Raw genomic sequence first — 15394 nt, 5'->3', positions numbered from 1 at the left:
GACAGTCGGTACGAGCCCTGCGGCTCGTACCCGTACTCCTACTCCTCGACCAGGAGCTTCTCGCGCAGCTGGGCCAGGGTGCGGGCCAGCAGGCGGGAGACGTGCATCTGCGAGATGCCGACCTCCTGTGCGATCTGCGACTGGGTCATGTTGCCGAAGAACCGCAGCAGCAGGATCCGCTTCTCCCGCGGAGGCAGCCCCTCCAGCAGCGGCTTGAGCGACTCGCGGTACTCGACGCCCTCCAGCGCCTCGTCCTCCGCGCCCAGCGTGTCCGCGACGGCCGGCGATTCGTCGTCGGTGTCCGGGACGTCCAGCGAGAGCGTGCTGTAGGCATTGGCCGATTCCAGCCCCTCCAGCACCTCCTCCTCGGAGATCCCGAGCCGTTCGGCGAGCTCGTGGACCGTGGGGGAGCGGCCGTGCTGCTGGGACAGCTCCGCCGTGGCCGTGGTCAGCGAGAGCCGCAGCTCCTGCAGGCGCCGCGGCACGCGCACGGCCCAGCCCTTGTCGCGGAAGTGCCGCTTGATCTCGCCGACCACGGTGGGCGTCGCGTACGTGGAGAACTCGACCCCGCGGTCCGGGTCGAACCGGTCCACCGACTTGATCAGGCCGATCGTGGCGACCTGCGTCAGGTCGTCGAGCGGCTCACCGCGGTTGCGGAACCGCCGGGCGAGGTGCTCGACCAGCGGCAGGTGCATCCGCACGAGCCGGTTGCGCAGCTCCGCCTTCTCCACCGAGCCGTCGGGCAGCGCCCGCAGCTCGATGAACAGGGCCCGCGCCCCGCTGCGGTCGCGCGGATCGGGCAGCGCCGTGGGCACCGGCAGCACCGGTGTGGGCGCCGGTGCCGGTTCCGGTTCCGTGTCCGGGGCCGTGGCAGCGGCCCCGGGTGGCTGTGAGGATTGTGGTTCTTCGTGCTGGTTCTCGCTCATAGGGCCCGCCCGTCGCTCCGCCGAGTCCAAAAAGCCGTCTTCCGCATCCGCGTCAGCCGGGTGCGGCCGGGCGTGCTGCTGCTCCGGGATGCCGCCGTCGACCTCGTGCCGTACCCGGGGCCGATCCCCGCCCCGCACCGGGATCTCCCCGCCGCTCACGCCGGGCCTGGACCCGCGCCGCGCTGTTTGTAGAGGCTGATGCTCACCGTCTTGTCCTCCTCGACGGTGGACTCGACCTTGCCGGCCAGCGCCGACAGGACGGTCCAGGCGAACGTGTCGCGCTCGGGCGCACGTCCGTCCGTGGTCGGCGCCGAGACGGTCACCTCGAGCGAGTCGTCGACCAGCCGGAACACGCAGCTGAGGACGGAGCCCGGCACGGCCTGCTGAAGCAGGATCGCGCAGGCCTCGTCCACCGCGATGCGGAGGTCCTCGATCTCGTCGAGGGTGAAGTCCAAACGTGCCGCGAGGCCGGCCGTGGCCGTTCGCAGCACCGACAGGTAGGCACCCGCAGCGGGCAGCCGGACTTCCACGAAGTCCTGGGTCCCGGGCTCGCCTGCGATCTGGGACACCCTCACCTCCAAGGTGGTACGAGCTCTGTTCGCCGGTGACGCTACCGCGATCCGGGCGATCGTGTCGCGGCACCCCTCATGACGCCCGTTCCAGACATCCATGCCCACGGCCAGTGACTGATGGTAAGCCCATGGGTACGCACAGTGGCTAGAGGTCTGCGGGCCCAAATCAGGGGAACCGGCGGAGGGTTGACCTACCCCGGTTCAGACGATCGAACCGTCGACAAAACACCACCGCCACGTCTCGCCCGGCTCGAAGCTTCGCATGACCGGATGGCCGGTGCTCTGATGGTGCGCCGTGGCGTGCCGGTGTGGGGAGGAGTCGCAGCACGCCACGTACCCGCACCCCAGGCACATCCGCAACTGCACCGGATGACTGCCGAGCACCTGGCATTCAGGGCAGGTCAGGGCAGTCGGGACAGGCTCGGGGCGCGGCAGTTCGGGAACGTGGGTGCACTCGCTCATGATGACCAGCGTACTGACGTGCGGGCGCCGCAGGACGACATGCCGATCAGCGACGACGAGCGAGGGTGGATCTTCGATGGAGGTATTGCCACTGGTGGCGCTGGTGGCGGGCAGCGCGATCGTTGCCGGGGCCGCCCGGTGGACGCGGGTGCCCGCGCCCCTGCTGCTGGTCGCCGCCGGGCTGATGGCCGCGTACATCCCGGGCGTGCCTTCGTACGCCCTCGACCCGCACATCGTGCTGCCGCTGCTGCTCCCACCGCTGCTGTACACGGCCGCCGTGGACAGCTCGTATCTGGACCTGCGCGCGAACATGCGGCCCGTGGCGCTGCTGTCGGTCGGGTACGTGCTCTTCGCGACGGTCGCCGTCGGGTACGCGGCGTACCTGGTGGTGCCGGGGCTGTCGCTGCCGGTGGCGCTGGTGCTGGGCGCGGTGATCGCGCCGCCCGACGCGGTGGCCGCGACGGCGATCGCCCGCAAGCTCGGACTGCCGAACCGGATCACGACCATCCTGCAGGGCGAGTCCCTGGTGAACGACGCCACCGCGATCACCGCGTACAAGGTGGCGCTGGCCGCGGCGGTCGGGGTGAGCGCCGGCTGGGCGGGCGGGATCGCGGAGTTCCTGCTGGCCTCGGTGGGGGGCGTCGGGGTGGGCCTGGTGCTGATGGTGCCGATCCACCACATGCGCAAGCGGCTGCGGGAGCCACTGCTCCAGAACACGCTGTCGCTCCTGATCCCGTTCGTGGCGTACGCGGCGGCCGAGCGGGTGCACGCCTCGGGCGTGCTCGCGGTGGTCGTGGTGGCGCTGTACCTCGGGCACCGCAACTGGCAGGTCGACTTCGCGACCCGGCTCCAGGAGGAGGCGGTGTGGAAGATGGTCGCCTTCATCCTCGAGTCGGTGGTCTTCGCGCTGATCGGCCTCCAGCTGCCGGTGGTCCTGAAGGGGCTCGCGGAGTACGCGGGCTGGGACGCGGCCTGGTACGCGCTGGCGGTGTTCCTGGCGGTGGTGGTGGCCCGCTTCGTATGGGTCTTCCCGGCGACGTTCGTGCCGCGGCTGTCGGAGCGGATCCGGAACCGGGAGCCGGACACCACCTGGAAGGCGCCGGTGATCGTGGGCTGGGCCGGAATGCGGGGGGTGGTCTCGCTGGCGATCGCCTTCTCGGTGCCGATCAGCGTGCCGCACCGGAACCTGATCCTCTTCCTGACCTTCACGACGGTGATCGGCACGCTGGTGGTGCAGGGCCTGACGCTGCCGCCGCTGATCCGGCTGCTGCGGCTGCCGCCGCGTGACCTGCACGCGGAGACACTGGCGGAGGCGCAGGCCCAGAGCGAGGCCTCGCGGTCGGCGGAGGACCGGCTGGCGGAGCTGCTGGCGGAGCCGGAGAACGCGCTGCCGCCGCCGCTGGCCGAGCGGCTCCGTACGGTCATGGAACGGCGGCGCAACGCGGTGTGGGAGCGGCTGGGGGAGGTCAACCCGGTCACCGGCGAATCGGCGGACGACGTCTACCGGCGCCTCGCGCGGGAGATGATCGCCGCCGAGCGCGAGGTGTTCGTGACCCTGCGGGACCACCGCCGGATCGACGACGAGATGCTCCGGGGCCTGCTCCGCAGACTGGACCTGGAGGAAGCGGCGGCCTACCGCGAGGACGCGGCCTGATCCCCCGCGCAGCGGGCTACGGGCGGCCGGTGACGACGGCGGTCAGGGTTGTCCCCGGCGGGAAGGTGCCCGACTCCGTGAGGGCCGCCAGGGCCCACAGCAGCTTGGCCACGTAGATCCGCTCCACCGGGAACCCGTGCCGCTCCTCGAAGTCGGCGGCGAACTCGTCGAGTACTGCGGGGACGCGTGCGTAGCCGCCGTGGTGGAAGCCCTCCGCCAGGCTCCAGAGCCCTGCCGGGCCCCCGAAGGCCGCCTGCTGGAGGGAACGTATCTCCGCCCCCAGGAACTCACCCGCCAGGACGGGAACGCCCAGCGCCCGCTGGCCCGGGGCCAGCCCCGCCGCCAGCCCGGCCAGCGTGCCGCCCGTACCGCAGGCCACCGCGACCGCGTCGGACATGCCGCGCAGCTCCCGCCCGAGCTCCGCACACCCCTGCAGGGCGAGGGCGTTGCTGCCGCCCTCGGGGACGACGTACGAGCCGGCCGCGCCGGCCCCCGCCAGCAGCCGGGCCAGCACCTCGGGCTCGGCCTTGCGGCGGTACTCCGAGCGCGTGACGAAGTGCAGCCGCATCCCGTCCGCCGCGCACCGGGCCAGGGAGTCGTTGAGGGGCCGGCCGGCGAGCTCGTCCCCGCGGACGATCCCGACGGTCGGCATCCCGAGCAGCCGCCCGGCCGCCGCGGTGGCCCGCAGGTGGTTCGAGTAGGCCCCGCCGAAGGTCGCCACCCCGGGGAAGCCCCCCTCGACGGCGGCCCGCAGATTCGGCGCGAGTTTGCGCCACTTGTTGCCGGGCAGCTCGGGATGCACGAGGTCGTCCCGCTTCAGCAGCAGCCGCACCCCGTACTGCCCGAACCGCTCGTCACGAACCTCCAGCAGCGGGGAGGGCGGCCGGGGCTGCAGGACGACGGCGGGGTCGGGGGAGCGATTCACCCACCCATTGTCCGCCGCGCGCCGACTCGTGGCCGGATCGGCGACCTCCTGCCCGCCCGGCGCGGGCAGGGTCGACGGGGTGTCGGTCGTGGGGCGGTTATTTCAGGCGTTCGCCGACGCGGGCGCGGAACGCATCCATCGTGAAGCCCCTGGGGTCGGGCTTGCCGGGCTGCCATTCGAGGTGGCCGATCACCGAGCGTTCGGTCCAGCCGTGGACCCGGCAGACGGCTGCCGCCGCGCGGGCCATGGCGTCGAGCTGGACCTCCGGCCAGGGGTCGTCGCCGTCGCCGAGGTTCTCGCACTCGAAGCCGTAGAAGTGCGGGTTGCCGTCGGTGTTCGCGCGGCGGTCCGGCGGGAGCCGCTTCTCCGCGATCACCGCCGCCAGGACGTCGGAGTCGCCCTTCCCGGCGTGGTTGGCGCGGCCGTAGCCGACCAGGTGGACCCGGCCGTCCTTGGTGATCACCCCGTGGCAGAGCGGGCCGGGGAGGTCCTCGTCGCCGTCACGGCAGAGCTCGACGGTGAACTTGGTGCCGTGCGTGACGGTGTGGTGGATCATCACTCCGTTCACCGGCCCCCACGGGCCCTTGTGGTTGCGGTTGTGGGTGCGCCAGGCGCCGACCTCGACGACGGTCAGACCCTCGTTCCGCAGCGCGCCGATGAACCGGTCCGCGGACATGGGTGCGGACATGGCCGCCTCCTCCGGGTGCGTGGTGGTCACCTTGCGTGTCCACCTCGTTGCACTCCGGTGTAATGGAGGCCGCCCCTCCGGGCTAGTGCCTTCGTACAGTGAGCGAGCCGATCCGGACACTCGTCCCGACCGGCCCACCCGTCACGGGAGTTACGCAGAGGCCGAGGCTGAGGCCGAGGCCGACGCCAGCCACAGGTCCGGGCCGAACACCTCGTAGTGGATGTCCGCGGCGCGGACCCCCTTGGCCAGCAGCTGCGCGCGTACGGCCCGCATGAAGGGGAGCGGCCCGCACAGGTACGCCGTGGTGCCCGGGGCCACCGGGACGTCCGAGAGGTCGAGGCGGCCCTCGCCGTCGCCCGGCTCGGCGCCGGCCTCGTACCAGAAGCGGGCCGAGGCGTCGGGCAGCTTGTACGTCAGTGCCCGGTGGTCGGCCCGCAGCGCGTGGTCGGCGGGGGAGCGGTCGGCGTGCAGGACGGTCACCGAGGCGGCGTGCCCGGTGTCGGCGAGGTGCGCCAGCATCGAGAGCATCGGGGTGCAGCCGATCCCGGCCGAGGCGAGCAGGACCGGGGCCGCGGAGTCGCGCAGGACCAGGTCGCCGTACGGGGCCGAGACCCGCAGGGTGTCGCCGGTCGCGATCCGGGCGTGGAGGTGGTTCGAGACCTCGCCGTCGGGGCCCGCGCCCTCGGGGCCCGCGGTGGCCGGGCCGTGGACCCGCTTGACGGTGATCGAGCGGACCGGGGCGCCGGGGGCCGCGGAGAGGCTGTACTGGCGTATCTGACGGGCCCCGTCGGGCAGTTCGACCTGGACCGAGACGTACTGGCCTGGCTTGAAGGAGGGGGCCGGGGAGCCGTCCGCCGGGACCAGGTGGAAGGTGGTGCAGTCGGCGGTCTCCTCGATGCGGGCGGCGACCGTCCAGGTGCGCCAGACGTCGCCGGCGAGGACCTGCTGCTCGGCGTAGAGCCGCTCCTCGATGGCGATCAGGGCGTTGGCCATCAGCCAGTAGACCTCGTCCCAGGCCTCGGCCACCTCGGGGGTGACCGCCTCGCCGAGGGTCTCGGCGATCGCCGCGAAGAGGTGGCGGTGGACGACCGCGTACTGCTCGCGGGTGACGCCGAGCGAGGCGTGCTTGTGTGCGATGCGGTGCAGCATCACGTCGGGGCGGGTGTCCGGGGTGGGATGGGAGAGGACTCGAGTGAACGAGGTGAACTCCAAAGGGTGCCCACGCCCGGACGGAGTAGTCCCACCCTTTTGTGTAATGGTCCCACCATGTTCCGTACTGGAAGGCTGCATCCCGCAGATCCATGGAGTGATCGAAAGGGAAACACATGTCGGTCCAGGCAGGTTCCGAACCCGAGGTGCAGACACCGCAGCGGAGTCTTGCGACATCGGCCGCGAGGAACTTGGCAACCACGACCAAGTCCGCCCCGCAGATGCAGGAGATCACCTCGCGGTGGCTCCTGAAGATGCTCCCGTGGGTGTCCGTCCAGGGCGGCACGTACCGGGTGAACCGGCGGCTGAGCTACTCGGTCGGCGACGGACGCGTGGAGTTCATCAAGACCGGGACCCAGGTCCAGGTCATCCCGGCCGAGCTCGGCGAGCTGCCGCTGCTGCGCACCTACGAGGACCTGGAAGTGCTCTCCGAGCTCGCCCAGCGGTGCCGGCAGGTCGACTTCGAGGCCGGCCAGGAGCTGACCTCCTTCGGGAGCGCCTCCGACCAGGTGTTCCTGCTCGCCCATGGACGCATCGACCAGGTCGGCCCCGGCCCCTACGGCGAGGACGCGGTCCTGCGGACCGTCGCGGACGGCGCCTACTTCGGCGAGGACTCCCTCGTCGACGAGGAGGCGATCTGGGAGTACACCGCCCGCGCCGTCACCTCCGGCACCGCGCTCGTCCTGTCCCGCCAGGACTTCCAGCTCCTCGCCGACCGGGTCGACTCGCTGCGCGCGCACGTGGAGGCCCAGCGGGCCCTGCCGGCCCAGCGCACCAACAAGTACGGCGAGGCCGCGATCGACCTCTCCGCCGGCCACCGGGGCGAGGCCGTCCTCCCCGGCACCTTCGTGGACTACGAGGCCAGGCCGCGCGAGTACGAACTCTCCATTGCACAAACGGTCCTGCGGGTGCACACGCGCGTCGCCGACCTCTACAACCAGCCGATGAACCAGACCGAGCAGCAGTTGCGGCTCACGGTCGAGGCGCTGCGCGAGCGCCAGGAGCACGAGATGCTCAACAACCGCGACTTCGGCCTGCTCCACAACGCCGACTACGACCAGCGCATCCAGCCGCACGACGGCGGGCCCAGCCCCGACGACATGGACCAGCTGCTCAGCATGCGGCGCGGCTCCAAGCTGTTCCTCGCCCACCCCAAGGCCATCGCCGCCTTCGGCCGCGAGTGCAACAAGCGCGGCCTGTACCCGGAGACGATCGACGTCGACGGGCACCGGGTGCCGTCCTGGCGCGGGGTGCCGATCTTCCCGTCCAACAAGATCCCGATCAGCGACGCCCGCACCACCTCCATCCTCTGCATGCGCACCGGCGAGGACGAGTCCGGCGTCATCGGCCTCCACCAGCCCGGGATCCCGGACGAGATCGAGCCGAGCATGTCGGTGCGCTTCATGGGCATCAGCGAGCAGGCGATCATCTCGTACCTGGTCACCGCCTACTTCTCCGCCGCGGTGCTCGTGCCGGACGCGCTCGGCATCCTGGAGAACGTCGAGATCGCCCGCTGGCGCTGAGCGGCCGGCCGAGCAGTACGACCGGGGATCGGGGACACGCCATGGGCACCACTGAGGCGATCACGACCGGCGAGGGGCAGGAGGCCGCGGCCCTGCTGGAGCGGACAAGAGAAACGGTCAACCCGGAACTGCGCCGCACCGTCGAGAACCTCCCGGGGTCGATGCGGCGCGTGGCGATGTACCACTTCGGCTGGGAGCACGCGGACGGCACCCCGGCCGCGGGCAACGCGGGCAAGGCCATCCGCCCCGCCCTCGTGCTCGCTGCCGCCCAGGCCCTGCGGGGCCCGGACGCCAAGACGGCCGAAGGCGCGGTACGGGCGGCGGTGGCCGTGGAGCTCGCGCACAACTTCACGCTGCTGCACGACGACGTCATCGACAAGGACACCAAGCGCCGGGGCCGGCCCACGGCCTGGACCGTCTTCGGGGTACCGGACGCGATCATCACCGGCGACGCCATGATGGCGCTCGCGCTGCGGCTGCTGGCGGAGGATCCGCACCCCGCCTCGGTGCAGGCCTCGGCGCGGCTCGCGGCCTGCGTCATCGAGCTGTGCGCCGGCCAGCAGGCGGACTGCGCCTTCGAGCAGCGTCCCTACGTCTCGCTCGACGAGTGCCTGACCATGGCGACGGCCAAGACCGGAGCCCTGCTGGGCTGCGCCTGCGCGCTCGGCGCGCTCTACGCCGGCGCCGGGCCGGACGAGGTCGATGCGATGGACGCCTTCGGGCGGGAGGCCGGGCTGGCCTTCCAGCTGATCGACGACCTGATCGGCATCTGGGGGGATCCGGGGCACACGGGCAAACCCGCCGGGGCCGATCTGATCGCCCGCAAGAAGTCCCTCCCCGTCGTGGCCGCGCTCACCTCGGGCACCGCGGCCGGCGAGGAGCTGGCGGCCCTGTACGCGGGTCCCATGGCCGAGGACGACGTACGGAAGGCCGCCGACGCGGTCGACCGGGCCGGCGGGCGCGACTGGGCGCAGGCCCATGCCGCGGACCGGATGGGCCGGGCGGTGCAGCTGCTGTCCCGGGCCGTGCCGGACCTCGGGGCGGCGGGCGGGCTGCTGGCGCTGGCGGAGTTCGTCACCCGGCGGACCCGGTGAGCCCGTAGCGCGGAGAAGGCCGTACCCGAGCCCCCGTACGCAAGCTGCCCATGCGAGCCCCCTACGCAGGCCCCCTGCGCAAGCCCTGTTCCGGCACCGCATCGTGCCGGAACGGGGCTTTCCGCTGTTCCGGCGCCAACTCTAGGATCGCCCGCGGCAGTTGAAACGTGAGCGAAGGGTGTGACCAGTGGCGCTGGAGATACGTCAGGCGGATCAGTCGGACCGGGACGCGGTGGCGCGGCTGCTCGACGAGGCCTTCCGCACCGACCCGGTGAGCAGCTGGGTCTTCCCGGATCCGGAGCACCGGGCCGCGGTGCACGGCAGGTTCCTGGGCGTGTTCGTGGACGTCGCGCTGGCCGAGGGCCGGATCGACTACGCGGTGGACGGTTCGGCGGCGGCGCTGTGGCTGCGGATCCCGGCCGGGGATCCGGAGGGGGAAGCCGCCGAGGACGACGTCCCGGCGAAGATGCGCGCTGTCGCCGACCCCGACAACGAGCGGTGCGAGCTGGTCGGCAGGCTGACGGGCGCGGTGCACCCGACCGCCGAGGAGCACGAGTACCTGCTGATGATCGCGGTCGCCCCGGGCCGGCAGGGCGAGGGGCTCGGGACCGAGCTGATGCGGCCGGTGCTCGAGCGCTGCGACCGCGAGGGCGTGCCGGCGTACCTGGAGGCGAGCAGTGAGCGCAGCAAGGGGCTGTACGAACGGCTCGGCTGGGAGTTCACGGGCGAGGCGGTGCAGCTGCCGGAGGGGCCGCTGATGTGGCCGATGTGGCGCAAGCCGCAGGGGACGACGTCATCCCGTTCGCGCTGACCGCAGCTCGCGCCGCACTTTCGCAAGCGCTGAAAGCGGCCGAACGCGCGGAACCGGCCTACCGTGGAGGTATGGCCGGTGAACAGCACCAACAGCAGGATCGGCGCCACCCGCACCCGCCCGACCCGGTGGACCCGCAGACCGCGCACGAACAGCTCGCGTGCCCGGTCTGCGGGCGCCCCGTCGCAACCGTCATCCGGCGGCGCAAGGCGCTGGGGATCTTCATTCCGGAGTGGGTACCGGGTCCCTGCCGGAACCCGGACTGCGCGGAATACGTACCCGAGGTGGGAAAGCTGCCCTAGCTCGTCAGCTCTTCGAGCCCAGCCCCGACGCGGCCAGCCCGTTGCGCCACAGCTGGTCCACGCGCGAGCGCTCCGCGCTGTTCGGGTTGGCGTTCTGGCACGAGGTGCCCGGGCCGCCGCCCGACATCAGCTCGGAGCAGGGGCCCGAGTAGTGGTCCGGCAGACCCAGCACGTGGCCGGTCTCGTGCGCGGTCACCCGGGTGGAGTTGTACTGCTGGTTCTGCCGGTAGTCGAGGAAGATGTAGCCCCGGCCGTGGCCGTCCGTGCTCGCGTACGAACCGCGCGAGTCGTTGCCCTCGTTGTACGAGAAGTTCCCGCCGGAGGAGACCTCCTGCAGCTTCACGTTCGAGACCGAGCTGTTCCATATCTGCGTGGAGCGGGATATCTGGCTGCGGAAGCTGGGCGCGTTGCGCGTGTTGTAGGTGACGGTCACCGCGAGGACGGCCGGGTTCGCGGCGCGCTGCTCGGCGACCGAGTGCTGCACGGCCTCGAAGAAGGCGCGGTTGGCGTCCTGGTTCTCCTGCGACGCCTCGTACGCCGCGTACGTCGCGGCATTGCCGACGGGCGCGGGGGCGGCGCTGGCGTTGGGGACCACGCCGAGGGCAGCCGCGAGGCCGAGGCCGACGGTGGTGGCCAGTACGGCCTTTCGGGACATACGGGAGTGGCGCATGTGGGGGGCTCCTACTCGATCCAGTGGGGGGTGGGTCGTTCGGTACCGGAGTCTGCGGGAGCGGGAGCGGCCGGCGGATGATGTCAGCCACCGATAGCGCCGGCCTATCGGGGAGATTTCGGAAGGTCAACTTCCATGAGAATGGCGGGATTCGGTGGGGTATCAGTGGCTGGTGCGGTCCGCTGGGACCGGCCTACTCTCGGGTCATGGAGCTCGAGGTGAGGCACCTGCGCGCACTGTGCGCCATTGCCGACGCCGGCAGTCTGCACAAAGCCGCGCGGCAGCTCGGCGTGAGCCAGCCCTCCCTGACGACCCAGCTGCGCCGCATCGAACGCGCCCTGGACGGCGAGCTGTTCCTGCGTGAACGCACCGGCTGCCGGCCCACTCCGTTCGGCCGCACGGTCCTGGGCCGGGCCCGCCCGCTGCTGGCCGAGATGGCAGCGCTCGTCGCCGAGGCCCGGGCGCTGGCCCGCGGTCCGCGGCTGAACATCGGCTCCACCGCCAGCCGGGCGATACCGGGGTGGCTGCGCCGGATCCACCGCCGGATGCCGGACTTCGAGACCTCGCTGGTGGTGGACGTGTCCGCCAACGCCCTGCTGCGGATGGTGGCTTCGGGGCAGCTGGACGTGGCGTTCGTCCACGAGGTGGAGGGCAGCCCGCTGCGGGTGCCGGCCGGGCTGGAGCTGCGGGTCCTGATGGAGCGGGAGCCGCAGTTCGTGTCGATGTCCCGGGACCATCCGGCGGCACGCCGGCCGGTGGTGGAGTTACAGGACCTGGCGGCCGACCGGTGGACGGTCGACCCCTCTGTGGACGGCGAATGGGACGGCCTGCGCCGGGTGTTCGCCGGGGCCGGGCTGGACCCGCCCGTCCTGCACGCCGACTACCACACCGCGACCTCGCTGATCGTCTCCGGCGAGGCGGTGGCCCCCTGCCAGCCGACCTCCGGGCCGCGCGACGACATGGCCATACGGCCGCTGTCCGGCGACCCCCTAGCGGTCCGGCTGCTGCTGGCCACGCGGCCCGGTGCGCATGCCGAGGTCTTCGAGGACCTCCGGGCGGCCTACCGCGAAGCCGCCCTCCGCACGCCGCCGTACCGCGCCTGGCTCCACCACCACGCCAGCCCCCTCCTGGCGGCGTAGCCGCCGATGGCGGGGTGACCAGCGCCGATGCGCGTCATGCGGACCACGGGGAAGGGAAGCGCGGGTCGGGCAAGTAGGCGCAGTAGGTCCCGGTACGGATGGTGCGGTCGACAGCGGTGCGGCCGTCGCCGACCAGCTCGCCCAGGACCACTCCGACCGTGTCGCCACGGTCACCCTGCTGGAGCTCTCCCTGCTGTCGGTACCTGCAGGAGCGGCGTTCTTCGAACAGGTGGCGCCGGCGTTCGAGGCGTACGCCGACGGGGACGCCGAACGGGCCGTGCGGCTGTTCATGCCCGTCGTCAGCGGGATGGACTGGGACCACTGCCGGACACTGCTCGACGAGCGGGTACCCGGCAGCGGCGCGCAGGCGGTCAAGGACGCCGACACGTTCTTCGGGATCGAGCTGCCGTCCCTGGCCGAGTGGCGCTTCGGCCCTGATCAGGCCGCGGCGATCGGCCGGCCGGTGCTGTCCGTGCTCGGCAGCGACACCCGGCCGCTGTGGGTCGAAGTCGCCGAGTTCCTCCGCTCGAACGTGCCCGACGTCGAGGAGTACGTCGCCGAAGGCGTGGGCCACCTCCTCCACATCGAGCAGTCCCGGCCGGTCGCCGAAGCCATGGCCCGGTTCCTCGAGCGTCACCCCATCGCGTGCTGAGCGCCGAAGGAGGCGCTTGACTTCGGGCATCCGCGATATATCGTGTTAGCCAGAAGACGCGATATGTTGCGTGCCGTGTCCGTACGCCGAGGAGGATCAGCACCATGGCAGAGCAGAAGACGTGGTCGGTCGCCGAACCGCAGAAGCTCACCTTCGAGGAGCCGGTGACCGAGCTCCGCGTCCGCCTCGTCGGCGGCACGGTCAACGTCGTCGCCGACGAGGGTCCGGCCCGCCTCGAGGTGGCCGCGGTCGACGGGCCGCCGCTGTACGTCGTCCAGGAGGGCGGCACCCTCACCGTGTCCTACGAGGACCTGCCCTGGAACGGGTCCCAGGACCTCAAGAAGTGGTTCGAGGGCAAGCCCTGGAAGGCCTGGTCCCGCTCCGGCAGCGGCCGCAAGGCCTGGGAGCGTCGGGCCACCGTCACCCTCACGGTCCCCGCCGCCACCCATGTGCACCTGGCAACGGTCAGTGCCACCTCCGTCGTCTCCGGCATCGGCGCCGACACCGACGTCAGCGGGGTCTCCGGCGACATCACGCTGGTCGGCCTGTCCGGCAAGGTCAACGCGAAGACCGTCTCCGGCGGCGTCGAGGCGCAGTCCCTCACCGGCGGGCTCGGCTTCCACTCCGTCTCCGGCAGTCTGACCGTGGTCGACGGCGCCGGCGGCACCGTACGCGCCGACTCCGTCAGCGGCGACATGCTCATCGACCTGGCCCTCGACGCGGCCGAGCCGCGGCCGGTGGACATCTCCCTCAACTCCGTGTCCGGGCAGGTCGCGATCCGCCTTCCGCACCCGGCCGACGCACGGGTGGAGGCCAACACGGCCACCGGCGGCGTCTCCAACGCCTTCGAGGACCTGCTCGTCTCCGGCCAGTTCGCGGCCAAGCGGATCACCGGCACGCTCGGCGCAGGCACCGGAACCCTGCGGGCCACCACCGTCTCGGGCTCCATCGCCCTGCTGCGCCGCCCGGCCGCCGACGCCCCGGCCGCCCCCCTCGTGCTCGACAAGAAGGTGCTCTGACATGCCGCCCGTCTTCGCCCACGGCCGCCTCCGCCTCTACCTGCTCAAGCTGCTGGACGAGGCACCGCGTCACGGCTACGAGGTGATCCGGCTGCTGGAGGAGCGTTTCCAGGGCCTGTACGCGCCCTCCGCGGGCACGGTGTACCCCCGGCTGGCCAAGCTGGAGGCCGAGGGCCTGGTCACGCACGCCACCGAAGGCGGGCGCAAGGTGTACTCCATCACCGAGGCGGGCCGCGCCGAACTCGCCGACCGCGGCGGTGAACTCGCCGACCTGGAGCTGGAGATCCGAGACTCGGTCTCCGAGCTGGCCGCCGAGATCCGTGACGACGTACGGGGCGCGGCGGGTGCCCTGCGGCGCGAGATGCGGGCCGCGGCCTCCGCGACGGCGACCCCGGTCGAGGACGCGTCCTGGGCGGCGGCCAAGGAGGAGCTGCGCAAGGCCAAGCAGGAGTGGAAGGAGCAGGCACGCCGGGCGAAGGACGAGAGCCGCAGGGCCCGCGAGGAGGCCCAGCAGGCCCGCCGCCAGGCCAAGGAGGCGCAGGAGCGGGCGCGCGAGGAGGTCATGCGGATCGCGGGCCAGCTGCAGGAGCAGTTCGCGAAGTCGGGCGGGGTGCTGGGCAATCTGGCCGGTTCCTGGCTCGGCGGCAGCACCGGCGGCAGCACCGGCGGCGCGAGCGGCACGAGCAGTACGGGCGGCGGTACGGGTACCGCCGGCGCCGCGGCGGCGGACTCGCACTGGGCCGAGGACCTCGCCCCCACCGGCGACCCGGCCCGCGACCTGGACCGCCTGCTGGACCGCTTCCGCGACGACGTCCGCGATGCGGCCCGCGACCACGGCGTCACCCCGGCCAGGCTGGCCGAGGCCCGAGCCCACCTCGCGGCGGCGGCGGACCGCCTCGCGGAGGCGCTCCGGCCGCCGCGGTAGACCGCGAGTCCGGCCGCGGATCGGCCTGGGGGATCCGGCCGCGGATCAGGCCGCCAGGCCCGCCTCGGCCGCCGCGTACGTGACGCCGTGGTCTGCCAGGACCTCGGCGGCCGTGCCCGGGCGGGAGAGCAGCGCGAGCAGCAGGTGCAGGGTGGCGATGTGGCGGTCGTGGCGGCCCAGCGCGATGCGCAGGGACTGCTCCAGGGCCTTCTTCGCGCCCTGGGCGAAGGGGACGTGGCGGCTCTCCGGCTCCGGGCGGCCCAGCGCCGAGCGGAGCGAGGAGCCCAGGGTCCGCCGGCGCGGGGCAGCCGAGGCGAGTGCGCCCTCGCCGTGGGTCTCCTCGACCCGGGAGACGATCTCGGTGACGTCGATGCCGAGGCCCGCGAGGGCCTCCTCGTCCGCCCGGGACATGCCGCCCCGGCGGCGGGCCGCGGCGAGGTCGGCCGTCACCGCGGCGCGGTCCACGCCCAGCGGGTCCAGTGCGCCCCGGTCCAGCAGGGCCAGGAGCAGGTGCTCCTCGGTGACCGTGGCGGCGCCGGCCCGGCGGGCCTCGGCCACGGCGCCCGTCACGGTGTCCCGGGCGTCCTGCGTGAAGCGTTCGAACATCAGACCCTCCCGTGCTTCTTGTGTACGGCCTGCCGGCTGACGCCCAGCTCGGCCGCGATCTCCTGCCAGGACCACCCCTGTGCACGGGCGCTGCGTACCTGTACGGCCTCCAGCTGCTCCAGCAGCCTGCGGAGCGCGGCCACGGCACGCAGGCCCACGCGGGGGTCGCGGTCCCCGGCCCGCTCGGCGAGATCGGTCGCTTCTGTCATGCCTGTCA

17 protein-coding genes and 1 pseudogene are annotated in these 15394 nt (G+C 72.5%); 9 read left to right on the top strand and 9 right to left on the bottom strand.

Annotation, left to right across the window (positions count from 1 at the left end):
* Window positions 1-38 precede the first annotated feature (38 nt).
* The 3 genes from AB0M76_RS10570 to AB0M76_RS10560 form a co-directional block, all read right to left on the bottom strand.
* Window positions 39-1085, bottom strand: coding sequence for an RNA polymerase sigma factor SigF (locus AB0M76_RS10570; RefSeq protein ID WP_365952505.1), 1047 nt, complete (start codon window positions 1083-1085; stop codon window positions 39-41).
* Complete coding sequence (locus AB0M76_RS10565; RefSeq protein ID WP_030291315.1) at window positions 1082-1495, bottom strand: anti-sigma regulatory factor; 414 nt, start codon at window positions 1493-1495, stop codon at window positions 1082-1084. The genes AB0M76_RS10570 and AB0M76_RS10565 overlap by 4 nt, the downstream gene beginning before the upstream one ends.
* Before the next feature lie 204 nt (window positions 1496-1699).
* On the bottom strand, window positions 1700-1960 hold the full coding sequence (locus AB0M76_RS10560; protein WP_365952504.1) for a UBP-type zinc finger domain-containing protein: 261 nt from the start codon (window positions 1958-1960) through the stop codon (window positions 1700-1702).
* 76 nt (window positions 1961-2036) lie between these two features.
* Between AB0M76_RS10560 and AB0M76_RS10555 the strand changes: the two genes are divergently transcribed.
* On the top strand, window positions 2037-3614 hold the full coding sequence (locus AB0M76_RS10555) for a Na+/H+ antiporter (protein ID WP_365952503.1): 1578 nt from the start codon (window positions 2037-2039) through the stop codon (window positions 3612-3614).
* Between the two features lie 16 nt (window positions 3615-3630).
* Here the strand turns inward: AB0M76_RS10555 and AB0M76_RS10550 are convergent, their stop codons facing one another.
* The 3 genes and pseudogenes from AB0M76_RS10550 to AB0M76_RS10540 form a co-directional block, all read right to left on the bottom strand.
* Entirely contained in the window at window positions 3631-4539 is a 909-nt protein-coding gene (locus tag AB0M76_RS10550; protein ID WP_365952502.1) for a pyridoxal-phosphate dependent enzyme, read from the bottom strand.
* 97 nt (window positions 4540-4636) lie between these two features.
* Window positions 4637-5227: an N-acetylmuramoyl-L-alanine amidase gene (locus tag AB0M76_RS10545; protein ID WP_365952756.1), complete on the bottom strand. Its 591-nt coding sequence runs from the start codon at window positions 5225-5227 to the stop codon at window positions 4637-4639.
* Between the two features lie 150 nt (window positions 5228-5377).
* A pseudogene (locus AB0M76_RS10540) lies at window positions 5378-6421 on the bottom strand (FAD-binding oxidoreductase); the annotation flags it as partial.
* A gap of 131 nt (window positions 6422-6552) precedes the next feature.
* On the opposite strand from AB0M76_RS10540, the gene AB0M76_RS10535 reads away from it, so the two are divergent.
* From AB0M76_RS10535 to AB0M76_RS10520, 4 genes are all read left to right on the top strand, one after another.
* Window positions 6553-7959 (top strand): family 2B encapsulin nanocompartment shell protein, encoded by a 1407-nt coding sequence (locus tag AB0M76_RS10535; RefSeq protein ID WP_365952501.1) that lies wholly within the window; start codon window positions 6553-6555, stop codon window positions 7957-7959.
* A 41-nt stretch (window positions 7960-8000) separates the two neighbouring features.
* Entirely contained in the window at window positions 8001-9053 is a 1053-nt protein-coding gene (locus tag AB0M76_RS10530; RefSeq protein WP_365952500.1) for a family 2 encapsulin nanocompartment cargo protein polyprenyl transferase, read from the top strand.
* A gap of 187 nt (window positions 9054-9240) precedes the next feature.
* Entirely contained in the window at window positions 9241-9864 is a 624-nt protein-coding gene (locus AB0M76_RS10525) for a GNAT family N-acetyltransferase (RefSeq protein ID WP_365952499.1), read from the top strand.
* Window positions 9813-10166, top strand: a complete 354-nt coding sequence (locus AB0M76_RS10520) for a hypothetical protein (protein ID WP_365952780.1) — start codon at window positions 9813-9815, stop codon at window positions 10164-10166. Before AB0M76_RS10525 ends, AB0M76_RS10520 begins: the two co-directional genes overlap by 52 nt.
* Window positions 10167-10170: 4 nt before the next feature.
* On the opposite strand, the gene snpA is transcribed toward AB0M76_RS10520, so the two are convergent.
* On the bottom strand, window positions 10171-10836 hold the full coding sequence (gene snpA, locus AB0M76_RS10515; RefSeq protein WP_365952498.1) for a snapalysin: 666 nt from the start codon (window positions 10834-10836) through the stop codon (window positions 10171-10173).
* Between the two features lie 206 nt (window positions 10837-11042).
* On the opposite strand from snpA, the gene AB0M76_RS10510 reads away from it, so the two are divergent.
* From AB0M76_RS10510 to AB0M76_RS10495, 4 genes are all read left to right on the top strand, one after another.
* Window positions 11043-11975, top strand: coding sequence for a LysR family transcriptional regulator (locus AB0M76_RS10510; protein WP_266996974.1), 933 nt, complete (start codon window positions 11043-11045; stop codon window positions 11973-11975).
* 229 nt (window positions 11976-12204) lie between these two features.
* Window positions 12205-12627 carry an alpha/beta hydrolase gene (locus AB0M76_RS10505; protein WP_365952497.1) on the top strand — a complete coding sequence of 141 codons (423 nt, stop codon included), beginning with the start codon at window positions 12205-12207 and terminating at the stop codon, window positions 12625-12627.
* A 104-nt stretch (window positions 12628-12731) separates the two neighbouring features.
* Complete coding sequence (locus AB0M76_RS10500; protein WP_365952496.1) at window positions 12732-13646, top strand: DUF4097 family beta strand repeat-containing protein; 915 nt, start codon at window positions 12732-12734, stop codon at window positions 13644-13646.
* A gap of 1 nt (window position 13647) precedes the next feature.
* Window positions 13648-14571 (top strand): helix-turn-helix transcriptional regulator, encoded by a 924-nt coding sequence (locus AB0M76_RS10495; RefSeq protein ID WP_365952495.1) that lies wholly within the window; start codon window positions 13648-13650, stop codon window positions 14569-14571.
* Between the two features lie 45 nt (window positions 14572-14616).
* Here the strand turns inward: AB0M76_RS10495 and AB0M76_RS10490 are convergent, their stop codons facing one another.
* Both AB0M76_RS10490 and AB0M76_RS10485 read right to left on the bottom strand, forming a co-directional pair.
* Window positions 14617-15177: a Clp protease N-terminal domain-containing protein gene (locus AB0M76_RS10490; RefSeq protein WP_365952494.1), complete on the bottom strand. Its 561-nt coding sequence runs from the start codon at window positions 15175-15177 to the stop codon at window positions 14617-14619.
* Window positions 15177-15386: a helix-turn-helix domain-containing protein gene (locus AB0M76_RS10485; RefSeq protein ID WP_008741547.1), complete on the bottom strand. Its 210-nt coding sequence runs from the start codon at window positions 15384-15386 to the stop codon at window positions 15177-15179. Before AB0M76_RS10485 ends, AB0M76_RS10490 begins: the two co-directional genes overlap by 1 nt.
* Window positions 15387-15394 lie beyond the last annotated feature (8 nt).

Origin of the sequence: Streptomyces sp. NPDC051364, from assembly GCF_040682115.1 — a bacterium.
In the GTDB taxonomy this organism is placed as follows: Bacteria; Actinomycetota; Actinomycetes; order Streptomycetales; family Streptomycetaceae; genus Streptomyces.
The sequence above is the reverse complement of the archived record's forward strand: the minus strand, read 5'-3'. Positions and strand labels throughout refer to the sequence as shown.